This window comes from Pseudomonas sp. PDM22, assembly GCF_014851965.1.
Taxonomy (GTDB): domain Bacteria; phylum Pseudomonadota; class Gammaproteobacteria; order Pseudomonadales; family Pseudomonadaceae; genus Pseudomonas.
The window spans coordinates 650,314-667,612 of sequence record NZ_JACVAR010000002.1; the positions used below are offsets into that span (position 1 = coordinate 650,314).

The following is a 17,299-nucleotide window of genomic DNA, read 5'->3' on the forward strand; positions in this document are numbered from 1 at the left end:
GGGCCGACGAGGCGCGAAGACACCAAAGGAGCAGCGGTGTTCTAGGAGTAAGGACGGATGAGATCGAAAAACCGGCCATGTGCAGTTGCAAATAAATGTTTCGGCGCCGGTTTCCCGGCCTTTTCGATTTCTTTACACAATTTCTGTGCGTGTTTTTCGCGGCTCATCCGTCTTGTTATGTGAAAGCGATCGATTCGCAACGGATGCGAGCGACGTTTCTTTCGAGTAGCGCCCCAGACAGGAGAATCCCCCCGCATGAACGTTTCCCTTCGCCAGCCCGTGCTGCTGGCCCTGGCGCTGAGCTGCGCGCCATTGGCCAACGCGGACTACCTGTGGCTGGAACGCAGTGCAGGCCAGAGCGCGAAAAGCTATTTCAGCGAATTGCAGCCCGGTGAGCACCTGCCGGTGGCCCAGTTGCAGAACTCCCGCGTCGTGCTGGGCGATGGCAAGACCGCGCCAATGAAGGCCGGCATCGACTCCTTCGAGATTGCCAGCGCTCCGGCAGGCGACCTGCGGGTCGCCGCCCAGCGGGCCGAGGGTGGCACTTTGACCATCTATCAGGCGCGCGAGGGGCGGACCGAAACCCGGGCGCAGAATGATCTTGAGCTGGTGCCCACCACGCCCGGCGGCAACACCTTCGCCCTGCACTGGAAAGGCACTGTGGTGCCGGCCTCGCAGGTCAACGTGTACACCTCCGAGCAGTGGACCCGCAGCCTGAAACCGGCGGCGGACGGCACGGTGACCCTGATCACGCCGTTCCCGGCGCGCTACGTGCTGGAGGTCTCCGCCCAGGTCAACGGCGGCGCCAGTATCGAGGGCAAGCGCTATGACAGCGTGATCCACGTTTCCACACTGTCTTTCGAGGTGCGCCCATGAGAGCTGCGATGAAAGTCAGTACCCCGGTGCAGCCGCGTCTGCCGCGCCCGGCCCGCCAACTGCTGGAGCACGCCGGCCTGCGTAGCAGCCTGCCACGGCTGAATATCCTCGATGCGCTGGTGATCTGCGGCAAGGCGACCGCGGTCGAGCTGCACGCCTATCTGGAGGAGCCGGGCCTGCCGATCTCCCTTAGCTGCGTCAGCCAGACCCTGCGTCGGCTGCACCTCTCCGGCCTGCTCGAGCGCGACACCAACAAGCGCTACAGCCTGGCACCCGGCGCGGTAGCGGCCATGGGCAAGTCGAACGAGTTGCACTGACCGCGGCGAAGCTCCCAGCAGGAGCGGGCCATGCCCGCGATCGCGCGCATGGCGCGCTCCTGCAAGGGGGGCGGCATTTCCTTCCGGTTGCAGGTGTCCCGGCTGCGACCGAGCCACCTATCATCTGGGCCTATCCTTAGGCGATCCCGGTCTACAGTTGTAGGACAAGATCTGAAGACCAGAGAGGGAGTGCCACCATGAGCCAGTTGTTCGAGCCCCTGACCCTGCGCCAGCTGACCCTGTCCAACCGCATCGCCGTTTCCCCCATGTGCCAGTACTCCGCCCAGGACGGCCTGGCCAACGACTGGCACCTGGTGCACCTGGGCAGCCGCGCCGTGGGCGGCGCCGGTCTGGTAATAGTCGAGGCCACGGCGGTCGCCCCGGAAGGGCGGATCAGCGCCGAGGACCTGGGCATCTGGAATGACGAACAGGTCGAGCCGCTACGGCGCATCACCCGCTTCATCGAATCCCAGGGCGCGGTGGCCGGCGTGCAGCTGGCCCATGCGGGACGCAAGGCGAGCACCTGGGCGCCGTGGCTGGGCAAGCACGGTTCAGTGCCGATCAGCGAAGGCGGCTGGACGCCGGTGGCGCCCTCGGCCATCGCCTTCGACCCGCAGCACACCGCGCCCATCGCCCTGAGCGAAGAGCAGATGGCGACCATCAAGCACCAGTTCGTGCGCGGCGCCGAGCGCGCGCTGGCGGCCGGCTTCAAGATCGCCGAGGTGCATGCCGCCCACGGCTACCTGCTGCACCAGTTCCTGTCGCCGCTTTCCAACCAGCGCCGCGACCAGTACGGCACCTGCTTCGAGAACCGCATCCGCTTCCTTCTGGAAGTGACCGAAGCCGTGCGCGCGGTCTGGCCGCAGGAGTTGCCGCTGTTCGTCCGCCTGTCCGCCACCGACTGGGTGGAGGACGGCTGGAACCCCGACGAGACGGTGGAGCTGGCGCGCCGTCTGAAGAACCTGGGCGTGGACCTGATCGATGTGTCTTCCGGCGGTACCGCGGTGAACGCCGAAATTCCGGTGGGGCCGGGCTACCAGACGCAGTTTGCCGAGCGGGTGCGCAAGGAGGCGGGCGTCGCCAGCGGCACCGTGGGGATGATCACCGAGCCGGTGCAGGCCGAGCACATCCTGCGCACCGGGCAGGCCGACCTGATCCTGCTGGCCCGCGAACTGCTGCGTGACCCGTACTGGCCGCTGCACGCCGCCGATGAACTGGGCGGCCAGCAGGTGCCGTGGCCGGCGCAGTACCTGCGCGCCGCGCAACGCGGTACGCCCAAGCGCAAGGCCTACGGACAGGTTTGACGCCTGGTCGGAGCACGCGGGCGAGAACCGCGTGCTCCCCACCTTTGCCAGCCACCGATGAGTCAGCGGCAGCCCGCGCGGTGGCCGCTTACTGCGGGCCGTCATCCTTCACCGAGAACAGCGCCGGACGAAGCGGGGTGGTGAACGGGCGATGCTCTTCGTCCCGTGCCGTCGTCATCGGCGTGCGGTCCACGCTGTCGATGTTCCAGCTGTCGCCTTCGCGCCTGAGCAGGTAGGCCAGCGGAACACCCTCCCTGAGCACGCGCTCCGGGCCCTTGCGGCCAAGCGCGTAGAGCGAGACCTCATAAGCGTCGATCTCTCCGGCCTTGCTGCGGCTGGCGGGGACCAGGCGCGCATAATTGAGCACCGGGGAGTTCGCCAGGCGCCCCAGTGCGCGCTCGCCCACGTCGGCGTCGGTGTAGAGCGGGTAATGGGAAGGTGCGGAGGGAGTGCTGACGTCGATCACCTGGAGAAATCCATAGCGCTGCCAGTCGCCGACACTGAACAGACCGGCGCCGGGGCTGGCCAGTACCTGGTAGTGCTTTTTCGGCAGGTCGATTGCCAGCAGGCGGGCGTTGCGTATGTCCAGCCGGGGGAAGTTGCCCCAGGGGGTGGCGACGGCATTGAAGCGTGTCCGGCCCGCGACCACCCAGGCGGATTCCCCGGCGGTCTGCAGGTAGACCGGTGCGTTCTTCACCTCGGTCCGGTACTCGGTCCCGGCCTTCGACGCCTGCTGGGTGAAGCTGGAACTCAGCACGCTGATGGAGACCTGTTCGCCGCTCCAGAGACTCTCGACGGCGGCGTTCAGGCTTTCATGGGTGTCGGCCTGGGCGAGCGGCAGCACGCCCAGAAGGGCAAGCACCAGGCCAAAGCGGCCTGATCGGTGAGTGAAGGACATGGGGGCCTCGCGATCGGGGGGGAGGTTCAACGGCGCGCCGCCAGGACGAACACCGGGCCCCAGAGGGGATGGCTCGCTTCGGCGGTTCCCAGGTGGAAGGTCGGGTCGATCTGCAGGGCGCGGTCGAAGGCGAAGCGGCACTGGATCGGCCGCTCGGTCACGCAGTAACTGAACGCCAGGTACTTGAGCGCCTTCAGCTGTACCTGAGCATCGCCGGCCCACAGGGGCGGCGCGAGGAACTGTTCCTCGGCCAGGTAGTAGTGCCCCGCTTCATACAGCCGCAGGCCTTCGGCGAAGGTGCTCTCGGCGTTGGCCTGGGTGTCGTCTGCCGGCGGCGCAGGCGGTGCTTCGAGGTGGCTCCGGCAGCCTGATGCCAGCGCCAGAAAGGCGACCAGCAGCGAGGCCGACAGAGTGTGCAGAGTCTTCATGGGGCGGTCCGTATGCGGGAAAAGGGGGCTGCCGGCACTCACTGGAAGCTGTGCCGCAGCGTCACCGACTGTCCTGTGACTATCTGCACCTTCTGGCTGTAGCCGGGCAGGTCGGGGTTGCGCAGTTCGACGGTGTAGACGCCGGGTGGCAGTTGCAGCTTGAACAGCGGCGGGCTGATACCGCGCTTGCGGCCGTCGATCCAGATTTCGGCCCACGGCTGCACGGCGACGATCAGCGTACCGACCGTGGCCGGCGCCGGCGTGCTGCGCGGTCTGGTCGGGCTGGCCGGTCTGGTGCCGGTGATGACCACTGCGTCGGTGGGCAGCGGGCGTACTTTCTGCGCCGCGATGGCAGGCGTAGTGGGTTTTGGTTGCCTGTGTTCCGCAGGCTTTTGCGCCGAAACCTTTGCTGGGGACGGGGCTGTTGCAGGTGCAGGTGCAGGTGCTGGCTTTTCTACGTTCTGCGCATCGGGCGCGGCTGGCCTGATGCTATTGGCGTCGGATGGGAGCTGGTGGTCATGAGCCGCCGGGTCGGGCAGTTCGTCCACAACGGGCGCGGAGGACGGCGGCTGCTCCAACTCGTCGTCCATGGGCTCCTGGGTAAGGGTCACGGTGCTTTCCAGCGGCTTGTCCGCGGGCTGTGTTTGCACAGGCGGCGGGGGGCTAGCCTCGTGGTTTGTCGGGGCGGGGGCGGCGATCGGGTTGTCGAATGTTCCGGCTTTCCACAGCGCCACCAGCAGCACACAGACGGCAACGCCGACGATCAGCAGCCAGTTCACCAATGGTCCGGGTGTGGGCAGGGAGGAGTGGGGGGCTGGTAAAGCTTCGGGTGGTTCCTGCGGCGCGCTCTGAACGGCAGGCTGGGCGGAAATCGGTACAGGAACCGCGGGGCGTGGCGCCAGGGTGTAGGCGGTGCCCGGGCCGTCCCAGGAACTCAGGGCATCGACGGGAGTAGAACCGGCATGCTCAGTGCCCGGAGGCGTCCGGGTGTCATGGGGGCGGGAAGCGTTCGAGGTGGATTCCATCGGGCGGCATCTTCAAGGGGGTAGAGAAGAGGCCTGGCCTCGTGCTGGAAGCGCGTTGCCGTGCACGACGAGAAGCAGGCATTCAATGTTCGAAAAATGGCCGCGGATCATAGAAAGCCGATTTCCACGGCTCAAATGCCCTGGGTGGTTTCCGTCGCCGGGGTGGGGATTTGAGGATCAGGTCGCGCTTTGCGGCAGCTTCCGGAACGCCAGTTCGGGAGGCGTGACCGAAAGGTCAGGAAAAGAAATGAAATGTGATATCTGTCGCACGGTGGCGCTGTGATGCTACTCTCACCGCGCTCGCGCAAGGATTGCGCCACTACCCCTCAGAGCACCACTGGAGCACGCATGGACGCTTCTGCAACGCCTGCTGTCATCCCGCAATCGGAAATTGCCCTACTGGCGAACATCCTCGCCCTCGCCACCCGCAACATGTCCAACCTCAGCACGCTGATCACCCAGTTGTCGGTGGAGCTCGGGCATAGCCCCGATCCGCACCTGCAGCGCGTGGGCCAGCGGGTGCTGGCGGATGTGGATGTGCTGGCGCAATCCCTGGACACCCAGTGGGAGCTGATCGGCGCGCTGGCGCGCTTCTGCCCGCTGCTGTCGCGCACGCCGCTGGTGAAGCCGTCGCTGGTGACGGAAATCCATATCACCGAGTTGCCCGAGCGGACGTGATCCGAACTCCCCTGCAGGGGCGCGCATGGCGCACTCCTGCAGGTTGATGCCCTATTCGCCGGCCTGCGCCAGCTCGAAGCTCATCATCAGCGCCCAGGGCGCATCGCTGTCGCCCACGCGGATGGGTTGCAGCAATTGCACGCGGCGGCCTTTCACCTGTTCCCAGCAGCGGCCCTGGGCGATGGCGTTGCGTGCTTCCTGCGGCAGCTCGCCGGCCTTGTCGCCCAGGCGTCTGGCGTCGGAATGGGTGACGTAGACGCAAGCGTTGGACAGCAGCGCGTACTGGCCATTGCCCATCGGGCTCAGCTTGCCGAGGCTTTCCTGCAGCTGGTGCAGGGTGTAGTCGGCGCCCAGGATGCCGAGGAAGCGGCCATTGGAATACATCGGTGACATGAACGAGGTCATCAGCACGGTGCTGCCGCCGACGCTGTACTCGTAGGGCTCCATGAACACGTCGCGGCCCTTGTCGCGGGGAATCTGGTACCAGTCGCCGCTGCCGTCGGCCTTGTCGTAGCCGACCAGGCATTCGCGCTGGGCCACGCCGCTGCCGCGGTGCCAGTAGGCCATGAGGCGCCCGCTGGCGTCGTGGCCGGGGGCATCGATGAACTCGCGGTCGCGGCCGTCGAAGGCGTTGGGTTCGCAACCGCAGGCGAAGGCCAGCAGCTCGGGGTTGCGGGTCAGGTACTCGTGCATCACCGCGTCGATCTGCTCGCGCTGCGGGCCGAGGTTGCGGCTCTTCATGCCGAGGATGAAGTGCTTGAGGCCGTAGAGCGCGGTGGCCATTACGGCGAAGCTCGCCTCCAGCCGCTGGGTCTCGCTGGCGAGCACCACGCGGGCGGTGTCCAGCAGGCTGGAGTGCTCGGCCTGCTCGACATCGGCCAGGGCTCGGGCGCTCTCGCTCTTGATCGAGGCGACGACGTTGCCGATATCGGCGGTGGCGTTGGCCGACTGGGTCGCCAGGCGGCGCACCTCATCGGCGACCACCGCGAAGCCGCGCCCGCTTTCCCCGGCGCGGGCGGCTTCGATCGCGGCATTGAGCGCCACCAGGTTGGTGTTCCTGGCGATCTGCTTGATGACTTCCGAGACCTTGCTGATCTCGGTCCAGCGCACGTTGAGGTCGGCGATCAGCTGCTTGACCTGGTCGATGGTGGAGCGGGTGCTGGAGCTGTCTTCGGCCTTGGCGGGCCGTGGTTCGAGTGTGATTGACATGGCTTGGGACACTGCAGTGGCGGAGGAGGGCAGAGGTAGGCGAGGGATCGTTTTCTTGTTGTGGCAGACGCACCCCCGAGAGGCGGATCTGTGGCAAGGCGCAGGTCGTAGGATGGTGTGGAGCGCAGCGATACCCATCGCTCCTTGCGTACACAGCATGGGTATCGCTGCGCTCCACCCATCCTACAAAGGCGCTACCGGATGCCGCTTACCAGCCGAGCTGCTTGTGCAGACCCAGGGCGTCGTAGTAGTCGCCCTGGTAGACGATCTTGCCGTCCTTGACCTTCACGTAGCTCACACCGTCGAACGACAGCGGCTTGTTGGTCGCCGGTGTCTGGGCATCCCAGGCGCCGGTGTTGGTGCCACTGAAGGTCCACTGGAAGGCGATGCCGTCCTTGTCGACGATCGGCTTGCCGTTCATCTTCCACGTAAGATCCGGAACGGCCCCCACGAACACCTTGATCACGTTGTCGCGCGCGGCATCGCGGCCCTTCTGCGGGGTGCCGACGGTGACGTCGAAGTACTCCGCATCCTTGGCCAGGTAGCCGGCGGCCTTCTCGGCATCGTGGGCGTTCCACGCGGCCATGTAGGCATCGACGATCTGTTTGGGCGACTCTGCGGCCTGGACGAGGCCGGCAAAGGTGAACAGCGACAGCAGGTAAAACGCTCTGACGAGGTGACGCATGCTTGCCTCCGTTGCGGGCGTGCCCGCGGGTTGTCGGCCGGACGGCCGTTAGGTGTGGCGCCACGCTGGGCGTGGCGCCGGGTCTGTCAGGACAGTTCGCCCACCGCGCGCCAGGCTTCGTCGATGGCCGCATGGGCATAGGCGTCCCAGGCGGCATCGGAGTTGGCGATGGTGACGTTGCCGACCTTGGTACGAGCCAGGTTCATCAGTTTTTCGCTCTCTTCCTCATCATCGAAGAGGCTGTTGGAGAAGTACGAATAGCCGTGCGACCAACGGTTGATGGTGATCCCCTGGATATCCTTCTGATGGTCGAAGCCGGCCGGGCCGAGCATGGCCTGCAGCTGGTCGCGGATCATCGCCTCCATCTGCTCGAAGCTCATGGCGTAGAGCTTGCCGCGGCCGACGCGAGCCTGGGTGCGTGCGTCCATGCCGGCGTTGGGGCTGGTGGGCACGTAGACCATGTGCAGGCCGATGGGCTGGTTCGGATCGCGCGGGTGGCTGTAGCCGCCGATGTCCACCGGGTAGTCCAGCTTCACGCGGCTGTATGGCTGGCTCGGCGCGTAGATCTCGTGCACGCCCAGCTTCATGAAGCTCTGCCAGTTGCGGATCACCACCTTGGTGTACACCAGCGGGAACTTCACGTTCTGCGCCAGGGCGTGGCTCTGCTCGGCGGAGAGGTCGCGCAGGATGTAGGGGATGATCATGTTGTAGCAGGCCAGCACGCAGTGCTTGGCGCGCACGCGATGCAGGGCGCCGGCGCGGCTGTAGCCGACGTCCACGCCGCCATCACGATTCTTCACGCTGACTGCGGTGCTGTTCAGGCGTAGGCGCACGGCGTTCTTCGGCTGGTCCAGCTTGGCGTAGTCGAAGGTGGCCAGGACGATGTCGTTCATGTCCTTACCCGGCGCCACGCCCGGAATCAGGCCACGCACCAGCAGGCGCGCCAGCGAGGCGTTGCCGTCGGGGAAGTGGTAGATGTACGGCTCTTCCATCTCGGCCTTGGCTTCCTCGCTGATGGGCGAGAGGTCCATGGCGGCGAAACCGGGGAAGCCCACGGAGTAGGCCGAGTCCGCGGAAACGGCGTCGATGCTCAGCGCCGAGAAGTCGTTGGTGCGGCTGAGGAAGTAGCGGGTGGCCGCTTCGCTCAGGCCCACGTCCTTGCGCAGGAAGTCCTGGTAGCTGGTCTTGGCCAGGTGCGCTTCTTTCTCCTCGCGGGTCTTGCCGGCGAGGTAGTCCTTCGGCGCTTCGTGCAGGTCGATCAGCGCCTGGCGGTCGGCCTCGGGCAGCGGGAAGTCGGAGATGAACGCGCGCCAGCTGCGGGCGTTGAGTTTTTCCGGGGCGATGTCGTCGGCCACCATCGGTGTCGGGTCGCCGGACACCAGCTTCGCTTCGCCGAAGCCGGCCTTGTCGAAGAACACGCCGCGCGACAGGCCCAGGTTCGGGTAGAAGTCGCGGTCGAAGGCGGTCTCGAAACGGTCCACGTCGACGTTGAGCTGCTTGAGCAGGTTGTTGACCGTGTCGCTGTACAGGTGCTTGGGCGACTGGAAGGCTTCGCTGCCGCCGTAGCCGAGGATCATCCGCCCGCCGGCCTGGAATTCGTTGCGCTTGGCGTGGCCGCCGAAGTCATCGTGGTTCTCGATGATCAGCACGCGCGCCTTGGGGTTCTTCTGCCGGTAGAACCAGGCTGCGGACAGGCCGCTGATGCCACCGCCGACCACCACCAGGTCGTACTGCTCCTCGATTTTCAGGCCATCGGTATCGAATACCTTCTTCTCCCAGCCCATCTGGTGCGCGACCTCGAACGCGCCGGGATGGCTGCCGCGCATGCCGGTGAGGGCGGGCGGGTAGTAGCGGCCGGAGGGTGCGGCCTGGAGAAGTTGCAGCGGGGTGAGGCCCGCGCCGATGGTGAGGGCAACGCCGTTGAGGAAGTCGCGGCGGGTGATGGTCATGGGAAGTCCTTGCAAGGTGATGGCCCGGGGCACGGGCTGTCATGGTTATGCCCTTCCATCCGGAAGGGAGTGCGGCATGCGTGGCCGCGCGGCGGTCCCGGTCGAGCGGGGCGCCGTTTTGAGGCTTTGGATCTTTACGATGTCGCGAGGAGCCAACGACCGCGCGAGCTAGAGCAGGACGAGGCGGAAACGGGGGCGGGCCCAGGAGTTTACGAGCTGTAAATGACTGGGCCCGCCCCCGTTTCCAACGCTGTACTGCCGACGCGCAGCCGGTCGTTTTAGTGCTTGATCATTACGTGGCGGATGGCTGTGTAGTCCTCCAGGCCGTACATCGACATGTCCTTGCCGTAGCCCGACAGCTTCATGCCGCCGTGGGGCATCTCGGTGGTCAGCATGAAGTGCGTGTTGACCCAGGTGCAGCCGTACTGCAGGCGGGCGGACAGGCGATGGGCGCGGCCGATGTCGCTGGTCCATACCGAGGAGGCCAGGCCGTAGTCGGAGTCGTTCGCCCAGGCCAGCGCCTGTGCTTCGTCCTCGAACTCGGTGACCGAAACCACCGGGCCGAAGATTTCGCGGCGGACCACTTCGTCGTCCTGGCGGGCGCCGGCAAGCACGGTGGGCTCGAAGAAGAAGCCCGGGCGGTCGGCACGCTTGCCACCGGTGACCACTTCGATGTGCGGCACCTGGCGGGCGCGCTCGACGAAGCCGACGACACGCTCCAGGTGCTGCTCGGTGATGACCGGGCCCAGCTCGGTGTTCGGGTCGTCCTGCTCTCCGTACTGGATGCTGGCCACCGCTTCGCCGAGCTTCTGCACGAACTTGGCGTAGATGCCTTTCTGCGCATAGATGCGGCAGGCGGCGGTGCAGTCCTGGCCGGCGTTGTAGAAGCCGAAGGTGCGGATGCCTTCCACGGCGGCGTCGATGTCGGCGTCGTCGAAGATCAGCACCGGGGCCTTGCCGCCCAGTTCCATGTGCATGCGCTTCACGGTGTCGGCGGTGCCGGCGATGATGCGGCTGCCGGTGGCGACCGAGCCGGTCAGGGACACCATGCGCACTTTCGGGTGGGTGGTCAGCGGCTCGCCGACGCTTGGGCCACGGCCGAACACCAGGTTGACCACGCCGGCGGGGAAGATGCCGGCCATCAGTTCGGCCAGGCGCAGGGCGGTCAGCGGGGTCTGCTCGGAGGGCTTGAGCACCACGGTGTTGCCGGCGGCCAGGGCCGGGCCGAGTTTCCACGCGACCATCATCAGCGGGTAGTTCCACGGTGCGATGGAGGCGACCACGCCCACCGGGTCGCGGCGGATCATCGAGGTGTGGCCCGGCAGGTATTCGCCAGCGGCGGAGCCCTGCATCACGCGGCAGGCACCGGCGAAGAAGCGGAACACGTCCGCCACGGCCGGCAGTTCGTCGTTCAGCGCGGCGGAGTAGGGCTTGCCGCAGTTGTTGGATTCCAGGCGGGCCAGTTCCTCGGCGTTGGCGTCGATGGCGTCGGCCAGTGCCAGCAGGAGCAGGGAGCGATCCTTCGGCGCGGTCTGCGACCAGCTGTCGAAGGCGGCGTCGGCGGCCAGCACGGCGGCGTCGACCTGGGCCGGGGTGGCCTCGGCGATTTCCACCAGGGTGGTGCCCAGGGACGGGTTCAGGACGGCGAGCTTCTCGCCTTCGCCAGCGACCAGTTGGCCGTTGATCAGCAGATTGGTTTGCATGGTTGAGTCCTCTTGTTCAGGAGCGTGGTGCAAATTCGGTTGGGGTGTTTCTTTTTAGGGGCCTGCCGGCGAGGGGGCCGGCGGGCCTGAGGGGTTCTGTTGATATCGGTGCCGCGGATTTCCCTCACCCCAGCCCTGGCTGCGCGCCCCGCTCCTGAGGGAGAGGGAGCTATTCGTGCCGGCTGAAACCTTGGTTTCCTCCTGCACCGGACAGTCCCCTCTCCCTCGGGAGAGGGTTAGGGTGAGGGGCGCACGGCACCCCAAGTTACTTGCCGCTCCCCGCCACGCCCTCGCCACCCTTGGTCAGGTAGTAGGCGCCGAGGATCGGCAGCATGGTCACGATCATCACCAGCATCGCCACGACGTTGGTCACCGGCACGTCGCGCGGGCGGCCCAGCTGGTTGAGCAGCCAGATCGGCAGGGTGCGTTCGTGGCCGGCGGTGAAGGTGGTGACGATGATTTCGTCGAAGGACAACGCGAACGCCAGCATGCCGCCGGCCAGCAGCGCCGAGCCGAGGTTGGGCAGGATCACGTAGCGGAAGGTCTGCCAGCCGTCGGCGCCCAGGTCCATCGAGGCTTCGATGAGGCTGTGCGAGGTGCGGCGGAAGCGCGCGATGACGTTGTTGTAGACGATCACCACGCAGAAGGTGGCGTGGCCGATGACGATGGTCAGGAAGCCCGGCTCGATGCCGAGGGTCTTGAACGCCGACAGCAGTGCGATGCCGGTGATGATGCCGGGCAGGGCGATCGGCAGGATCAGCATCAGCGAGATGCCTTCCTTGCCGAAGAAGTCGCGGCGGTACAGCGCGGCCGCGGCCAGGGTGCCCAGGAACATGGCGATCAGCGTGGCGACGCTGGCGATCTTCACCGACAGCTCGATGGCTTCGAGCACGTCCTGGCGCGCGAAGGCGACGCTGAACCAGTGCAGGGTGAAGCCCTTGGGCGGGAAGCTGAAGGCCGCGTCCTCGGTGTTGAAGGCGTACAGGAAGATGATCAGGATCGGGAAGTGCAGGAACACCAGCCCGCCCCAGGCGGCCGCTTTCAGACCCCAGGAAGCCTGCCCTTGAGATGAAGAGTCAGAGTGCATCGAAGGCTCCTAAGCGTTTGACGATGGAGAGATAGACCGCGATCAGCACGATGGGCACCAGGGTGAAGGCGGCGGCCATTGGCATGTTGCCGATCGCGCCCTGCTGGGCGTAGACCATGCTGCCGATGAAGTAGCCCGGCGGGCCCACCAGCTGCGGCACGATGAAGTCGCCCAGGGTCAGGCTGAAGGTGAAGATCGAGCCGGCTGCGATGCCGGGGATCGACAGCGGCAGGATCACCTGCAGGAAGGTCTGCCGCGGGTGTGCACCGAGGTCGGCCGAGGCTTGCAGCAGTGACGGCGGCAGGCGTTCCAGGGAGGCCTGGATCGGCAGGATCATGAACGGCAGCCAGATGTACACGAACACCAGGAAGCGTCCGAAGCTGGAGGTCGACAGGGTGTTGCCACCGATGCCCGGAATGCCCAGCAACAGGTTCAGCACGGGCTCAAGACCGAGGTGCTGGACGAACCACATGGCGACGCCGCCCTTGGCCAGCAGCAGGGTCCAGGCGTAGGCCTTGACGATGTAGCTGGCCCACATCGGCATCATCACGGCGATGTAGAAGAACGCCTTGGTCTTGCCGGTGGTGTAGCGCGCCATGTAGTAGGCGATGGGGAAGGCCACCGCGCCACTGGCGATGGACACCGCAACCGCCATCAGGACGGTGCGCTGGATGATGTCGAAGTTGGAGCCACTGAGCAGCGAGCCGAAGTTGGCCCAGGTCAGGTCCGGCGTCACCGTCATGGTGAAGTCGTCGAAGGTGTAGAAACCCTGCCACAGCAGCGTCAGCAGCGAGCCGAGGTAGATCGCGCCGAACCACAGCAGCGGCGGGATCAGCAGCAGCGAGAGGTACAGCGTCGGCTTGCGGTAGAGCAGGTTGCACAGGCGGCGCAGCGGGCCATTGCTGGCCTGCGGCACCGGAGCGTTCATCGTCAGTTCCATGTCACGCGCCCTCGTTCAGCACCACCATCGCCTCGCGCGCCCAGCGGGCGGTCACGCGCTGGCCCGGCTGGTGGGCGAGGTCAATGTCGGCCCACTGGCTGTTGGCCTGGCTGAGGCAGAGGTTCTGGCCGTTGTCGAGACGGATCTCGTAGCGGGTCGCCGCGCCCTGGTACTGGATGTCGTGCAGCAGGCCGCTGATCTCGATGTCCGAGGCGCTGCGCTCGCCATTGGCGAAACGGATGTGCTCGGGACGGATGGAGAAGGGCTGGGCGTTGCCGGTCAGGCCCTGGGCGAGGTCGCCGCGCAGCACGTTGGAGGTACCGACGAATTCAGCCACGAACGGGGTGGCCGGTTTCATGTAGAGGTTGCGCGGGGTGTCGACCTGCTCGATGCGGCCCTTGTTGAACACCGCGACGCGGTCGGACATGGACAGCGCTTCGCTCTGGTCGTGGGTGACGAAGATGAAGGTGATGCCCAGCTGGCGCTGCAGCTTCTTCAGCTCGCTCTGCATCTGCTCGCGCAGCTTGAGGTCGAGGGCGCCGAGGGGTTCGTCGAGCAGCAGCACGCGCGGGCGATTCACCAGGGCGCGGGCCAGGGCCACGCGCTGGCGCTGGCCGCCGGAAAGCTGCACCGGCTTGCGCACGCCATAGCCGCCCAGGGCGACCATGCCGAGGGCTTCTTCGGCGCGCTTGAGGCGTTCGGCCTTGCCGACGCCTTTCACCTTCAGGCCGTAGGCAACGTTCTCCAGCACGCTCATGTGCGGGAACAGCGCGTAGTCCTGGAATACCGTGTTGACGTCACGCTGGTAGGGCGGCAGGCCCGCGGCCTCCTCGCCATGGATGCGGATGGAGCCTGCGCTGGGTTGCTCGAAGCCGGCGATCAGGCGCAGGCAGGTGGTCTTGCCCGAGCCCGACGGGCCGAGCATGGAAAAGAACTCGCCGTCCTTGATGTCGATGGACACCCGGTCAACGGCCTTGACGTCGCCGAACTGGCGGGAGACCTGGGTGAATTGAACAGCGGGGGTGGTCATGGTGCACGCTCCAAGGGGCAGGAATCCGGCGTAGGGGAGCCCTGCCCGTGAATCTGAGATACGGGTGAATCGATGCAATCGGATGGAAACCGTGGGGCGCCGGGGTGGCGCTCCGCACGGGGCGGGTTCGCGAGCAAGCTCGCTCCTACAGGGGGTTCAGCTTTTCGTAGGAGCGAGCTTGCTCGCGAACGCTCTGCGGCTTAACGGCCGCCCATGATCCCGATGTAGTCCTGGGTCCAGCGGCTGTACGGCACGAACTTGCCGCCCTCGGCCACCGGGGTCTTCCAGAACGCGATCTTGTCGAACTGGTTGTAACCGTTGGTGGCGCAGCCTTCGGCACCGAGCAGGGTGCTGGCCTTGCAGCCTTCGGGTACGGCCGGCACGGAGCCGAACCAGGCCGCCACGTCGCCCTGGACCTTGGGCTCCAGCGACCAGTTCAGCCACTTGTAGGCGCAGCTCGGGTGCTGGGCTTCGGCGTGCAGCATGGTGGTGTCGGCCCAGCCGGTGACGCCTTCTTTCGGGAACACCGTGGCGATCGGCTGACCTTCGGCCTTCAGGGCGTTGGCCTGGTACGGCCAGGCGCTGGAAGCGGCGACGCCTTCGTTCTTGAAGTCGCTCATCTGCACGGTGGTGTCGTGCCAGTAGCGGTGGATCAGGTCATGCTGCTTGCGCAGCAGTTCGACCACGGCGGCGTATTGCTTCTCGTCGAGCTGGTACGGATCGGTGATGCCCAGCTCCGGCTGGGTCGCCTTCAGGTACAGCGCGGCGTCGGCGACGTAGATCGGGCCGTCGTAGGCCTGCACGCGGCCCTTGTTCGACTTGCCGTCAGGCAGGTCCTGGGCGTCGAACACGACCTTCCAGCTGTCCGGCGCGGTGGGGAAGACCTTGGTGTTGTACATCAGCAGGTTCGGGCCCCACTGGTACGGCGCGCCGTAGGTCTTGCCATTGACCACGTACCAGGCGGCGTCCTTCAGGCGCGGGTCGATGTTCTTCCAGTTGGGGATCAACGACGGATCGATCGGCTGCACGCGCTTGCCGTAGATCAGGCGCAGGGAGGCGTCGCCGGATGCGGTGACCAGGTCATAGCCGCCCTTGGCCATCAGGCTGACCATCTCGTCGGAGGTGGCGGCGGTCTTCACGTTGACCTGGCAGCCGGTGTCCTTCTCGAACTGGGTGACCCAGTCGTAGTTCTTGTCGGACTGGCCGCGCTCGATGTAGCCGGGCCAGGCGATGATGTCCAGGCGGCCTTCGCCTTTGCCGACTTCCTTCAGGGCCTCGGCGGCCTGGACGCCGGCGCTGGCCAGCAGGGCGGTGGTGATGGCACTGAGCAGTGCGGTCTTGCGCATCGGGTGTCTCCCTCTCGTTGTTGTCTCTATTGGTGGGGCAGTTCAATCGAGCAACAGCCCTCTGACGGCTTGGCGTCGGGGGCGTTTCTTATGTGCCGGCGGGCGACCCCGCCGGGTGGTTCAATCCAGTCGCTGGCCGTGGCGCGCCATGATGTGGCGCACCACGCTGTAGTCCTGCAGTGAGTCGCTGGACAGGTCCTTGCCGTATCCCGAGCGCTTGAGCCCGCCGTGGGGCATCTCGCTGGCGAGCATGAAATGGGTGTTGATCCAGGTGCAGCCGTACTGCAGGCGGTTGGCGATCTGGAAGGCCTTGTCGAGGTTCTGCGTCCATACCGAGGAGGCCAGGCCGTACTCGGAGTCGTTGGCCCAGTCCACCGCCTGTTCCAGCTGGTCGAAACGGGTCACGGTGACCACCGGGCCGAACACCTCGCGCTGGACGATCTCGTCCTGCTGCTTGCAACCGGCCAGCAGGGTCGGCTGGTAGTAGAAGCCGGGGCCCGAATGCACGGCGGCGCCCGTGACGCGCTCGATGTGCGGCTGGCCGAGGGCGCGTTCGACGAAGCTGGCCACGCGGTCGCGCTGGCGGGCGCTGATCAGCGGGCTGATCTCGTTGTCGGCATCGCGCTTGCGGGCGAAGCGGATGCTGGCCACGGCGTCGCCCAGCTCGGCGACGAGGCGGTCATGGATACCGGCCTGCGCGTAGATGCGGCAGGCGGCGGTGCAGTCCTGCCCGGCGTTGTAGTAACCGTGGGTGCGCACGCCCTGGACCACGGCTTCGAGGTCGGCGTCGTTGCAGACGATCACCGGCGCCTTGCCGCCCAGTTCCAAGTGGGTGCGTTTGAGGGTGCGCGCGGCGGCCTGGAGAATCTTCTGCCCGGTGACGATATCGCCGGTCAGCGACACCATGCGCACCTTCGGGTGGCTGACCAGGTGGCTGCCGACGCCTTCGCCGCCGCCGCAGACGATGTTGATCACGCCGGCGGGGAGGATTTCTGCCAGCGCCGGGGCCAGCGCCAGGATGCTCAGCGGGGTGTGCTCGGACGGCTTGAACACCAGGGTGTTGCCGGCGGCCAGCGCGGGAGCGATCTTCCACGCAGCCATCATCAGCGGGTAGTTCCAGGGCGCAATCGACGCGACCACACCTACCGGGTCGCGGCGAACCATGCTGGTGTGGCCGGGCACGTATTCGCCGGCGAGCTGGCCCTGCTGGCAGCGCACGGCGCCGGCGAAGAAGCGGAACACGTCGGCGGTGGCCGGAATGTCGTCCTGGCGCGCCAGGTGCAGCGGCTTGCCGCAGTTCAGCGATTCCAGCTGGGCGAGGTCGTTCGCGCGCTTGTCGATGGCATCGGCGATGGCGAGCAGGGCGGTGGCGCGCTGGGCGGGCGTGGTGCGGGCCCAGGTGGGGAAGGCGCGGTGCGCGGCAGCGATGGCCTGCTCGACCTGATCCAGAGAGCCGTCGGCGATGCTGATAAGGGTGTCGCCCGTGGTCGGGTTGATGATCGGCTCGGCCATGCCTTCGCCGGCGACCAGTTGGCCGTCGATCAGCAAGGCGGTGTGCAGGGTTGCGCCGGTCATCTTGGAAACTCGTCTTTTATCTGTCTTGTTTTCGGTGGCCATGTGCGTGCTCCGGATGGGGCGATACCCGGAGCTGGCCCTTTGTATGAGGGCAGAGACTAGAGTCCGGGCGTGGGGTCGACAAATTCTAATTACTGAAAGCGGCGTTCGATTAAATCGAATGGCTGACTTTGCTGCACCGAACCCGTAGGGCGCATAACGCCCCAGGCGTTATCCGCCGTCCGCGCAGTTCCGAAACTTCTCGGCGCA

The 17,299-nt window shown here is 66.3% G+C and carries 16 protein-coding genes and 1 pseudogene; 4 read left to right on the forward strand and 13 right to left on the reverse strand.

Features of this window, described 5'->3' with window-relative positions; all coding sequences use genetic code 11:
* The first annotated feature begins 255 nt into the window (after positions 1-255).
* From IB255_RS08655 to IB255_RS08665, 3 genes are all read left to right on the forward strand, one after another.
* A complete protein-coding gene (locus tag IB255_RS08655) occupies positions 256-876 on the forward strand; it encodes a hypothetical protein (protein WP_192210083.1) in 621 nt (206 codons plus the stop codon).
* 8 nt (positions 877-884) lie between these two features.
* On the forward strand, positions 885-1,193 hold the full coding sequence (locus IB255_RS08660; RefSeq protein ID WP_081517774.1) for a transcriptional repressor: 309 nt from the start codon (positions 885-887) through the stop codon (positions 1,191-1,193).
* Positions 1,194-1,390: 197 nt separating this feature from the next.
* Positions 1,391-2,497 carry an NADH:flavin oxidoreductase/NADH oxidase gene (locus IB255_RS08665; RefSeq protein ID WP_081517775.1) on the forward strand — a complete coding sequence of 369 codons (1,107 nt, stop codon included), beginning with the start codon at positions 1,391-1,393 and terminating at the stop codon, positions 2,495-2,497.
* 88 nt (positions 2,498-2,585) lie between these two features.
* Here the strand turns inward: IB255_RS08665 and IB255_RS08670 are convergent, their stop codons facing one another.
* The 3 genes from IB255_RS08670 to IB255_RS08680 are packed head-to-tail and all read right to left on the reverse strand — an operon-like array spanning position 2,586 to position 4,602.
* Positions 2,586-3,395: a hypothetical protein gene (locus tag IB255_RS08670; RefSeq protein ID WP_192210084.1), complete on the reverse strand. Its 810-nt coding sequence runs from the start codon at positions 3,393-3,395 to the stop codon at positions 2,586-2,588.
* A 26-nt stretch (positions 3,396-3,421) separates the two neighbouring features.
* Positions 3,422-3,823 (reverse strand): TssQ family T6SS-associated lipoprotein, encoded by a 402-nt coding sequence (locus tag IB255_RS08675; protein ID WP_081517777.1) that lies wholly within the window; start codon positions 3,821-3,823, stop codon positions 3,422-3,424.
* 38 nt (positions 3,824-3,861) lie between these two features.
* On the reverse strand, positions 3,862-4,602 hold the full coding sequence (locus tag IB255_RS08680) for a hypothetical protein (protein WP_192210085.1): 741 nt from the start codon (positions 4,600-4,602) through the stop codon (positions 3,862-3,864).
* 594 nt (positions 4,603-5,196) lie between these two features.
* Here IB255_RS08680 and IB255_RS08685 point away from each other — a divergent pair.
* Positions 5,197-5,526: a hypothetical protein gene (locus IB255_RS08685; RefSeq protein ID WP_081517779.1), complete on the forward strand. Its 330-nt coding sequence runs from the start codon at positions 5,197-5,199 to the stop codon at positions 5,524-5,526.
* A gap of 51 nt (positions 5,527-5,577) precedes the next feature.
* Here the strand turns inward: IB255_RS08685 and IB255_RS31210 are convergent, their stop codons facing one another.
* The 10 genes and pseudogenes from IB255_RS31210 to IB255_RS08730 all read right to left on the reverse strand — a co-directional run bounded on the left by IB255_RS31210 (position 5,578) and on the right by IB255_RS08730 (position 17,050).
* Positions 5,578-6,309, reverse strand: coding sequence for a cache domain-containing protein (locus IB255_RS31210; RefSeq protein WP_412548090.1), 732 nt, complete (start codon positions 6,307-6,309; stop codon positions 5,578-5,580).
* 132 nt (positions 6,310-6,441) lie between these two features.
* A pseudogene (locus IB255_RS31215) lies at positions 6,442-6,894 on the reverse strand (methyl-accepting chemotaxis protein); the annotation flags it as partial.
* Positions 6,895-6,943: 49 nt separating this feature from the next.
* The gene (locus IB255_RS08695; RefSeq protein ID WP_024766936.1) at positions 6,944-7,420 is read right to left on the reverse strand and encodes an ester cyclase; all 477 of its coding nucleotides are present in this window, start codon (positions 7,418-7,420) and stop codon (positions 6,944-6,946) included.
* A gap of 86 nt (positions 7,421-7,506) precedes the next feature.
* The gene (locus IB255_RS08700) at positions 7,507-9,369 is read right to left on the reverse strand and encodes an FAD-dependent oxidoreductase (protein WP_192210087.1); all 1,863 of its coding nucleotides are present in this window, start codon (positions 9,367-9,369) and stop codon (positions 7,507-7,509) included.
* A gap of 278 nt (positions 9,370-9,647) precedes the next feature.
* Positions 9,648-11,072 (reverse strand): gamma-aminobutyraldehyde dehydrogenase, encoded by a 1,425-nt coding sequence (locus IB255_RS08705; RefSeq protein ID WP_192210088.1) that lies wholly within the window; start codon positions 11,070-11,072, stop codon positions 9,648-9,650.
* A gap of 265 nt (positions 11,073-11,337) precedes the next feature.
* A complete protein-coding gene (locus IB255_RS08710; RefSeq protein ID WP_192210089.1) occupies positions 11,338-12,159 on the reverse strand; it encodes an ABC transporter permease in 822 nt (273 codons plus the stop codon).
* Positions 12,149-13,099 carry an ABC transporter permease gene (locus IB255_RS08715; protein ID WP_192210090.1) on the reverse strand — a complete coding sequence of 317 codons (951 nt, stop codon included), beginning with the start codon at positions 13,097-13,099 and terminating at the stop codon, positions 12,149-12,151. Before IB255_RS08715 ends, IB255_RS08710 begins: the two co-directional genes overlap by 11 nt.
* Position 13,100: 1 nt before the next feature.
* Positions 13,101-14,129, reverse strand: a complete 1,029-nt coding sequence (locus IB255_RS08720) for an ABC transporter ATP-binding protein (protein WP_192210091.1) — start codon at positions 14,127-14,129, stop codon at positions 13,101-13,103.
* 200 nt (positions 14,130-14,329) lie between these two features.
* Positions 14,330-15,475, reverse strand: a complete 1,146-nt coding sequence (ydcS, locus tag IB255_RS08725) for a putative ABC transporter substrate-binding protein YdcS (protein WP_192210092.1) — start codon at positions 15,473-15,475, stop codon at positions 14,330-14,332.
* 120 nt (positions 15,476-15,595) lie between these two features.
* Positions 15,596-17,050, reverse strand: coding sequence for a gamma-aminobutyraldehyde dehydrogenase (locus IB255_RS08730; protein ID WP_412548113.1), 1,455 nt, complete (start codon positions 17,048-17,050; stop codon positions 15,596-15,598).
* Positions 17,051-17,299: the final 249 nt, after the last annotated feature.

Coding starts and splice junctions, on each gene's coding strand:
- IB255_RS08655 (WP_192210083.1), top strand. CDS start 256: ATGAACGTTTCCCTTCGCCAGCCCGTGCTGCTGGCCCTGGCGCTGAGC.
- IB255_RS08695 (WP_024766936.1), bottom strand. CDS start 7,420: ATGCGTCACCTCGTCAGAGCGTTTTACCTGCTGTCGCTGTTCACCTTT.
- IB255_RS08715 (WP_192210090.1), bottom strand. CDS start 13,099: ATGGAACTGACGATGAACGCTCCGGTGCCGCAGGCCAGCAATGGCCCG.
- IB255_RS08710 (WP_192210089.1), bottom strand. CDS start 12,159: ATGCACTCTGACTCTTCATCTCAAGGGCAGGCTTCCTGGGGTCTGAAA.
- IB255_RS08705 (WP_192210088.1), bottom strand. CDS start 11,072: ATGCAAACCAATCTGCTGATCAACGGCCAACTGGTCGCTGGCGAAGGC.
- IB255_RS08685 (WP_081517779.1), top strand. CDS start 5,197: ATGGACGCTTCTGCAACGCCTGCTGTCATCCCGCAATCGGAAATTGCC.
- IB255_RS08720 (WP_192210091.1), bottom strand. CDS start 14,129: ATGACCACCCCCGCTGTTCAATTCACCCAGGTCTCCCGCCAGTTCGGC.
- IB255_RS31210 (WP_412548090.1), bottom strand. CDS start 6,309: ATGGCCACCGCGCTCTACGGCCTCAAGCACTTCATCCTCGGCATGAAG.
- IB255_RS08730 (WP_412548113.1), bottom strand. CDS start 17,050: ATGACCGGCGCAACCCTGCACACCGCCTTGCTGATCGACGGCCAACTG.
- IB255_RS08700 (WP_192210087.1), bottom strand. CDS start 9,369: ATGACCATCACCCGCCGCGACTTCCTCAACGGCGTTGCCCTCACCATC.
- IB255_RS08665 (WP_081517775.1), top strand. CDS start 1,391: ATGAGCCAGTTGTTCGAGCCCCTGACCCTGCGCCAGCTGACCCTGTCC.
- IB255_RS08670 (WP_192210084.1), bottom strand. CDS start 3,395: ATGTCCTTCACTCACCGATCAGGCCGCTTTGGCCTGGTGCTTGCCCTT.
- ydcS (WP_192210092.1), bottom strand. CDS start 15,475: ATGCGCAAGACCGCACTGCTCAGTGCCATCACCACCGCCCTGCTGGCC.
- IB255_RS08675 (WP_081517777.1), bottom strand. CDS start 3,823: ATGAAGACTCTGCACACTCTGTCGGCCTCGCTGCTGGTCGCCTTTCTG.
- IB255_RS08660 (WP_081517774.1), top strand. CDS start 885: ATGAAAGTCAGTACCCCGGTGCAGCCGCGTCTGCCGCGCCCGGCCCGC.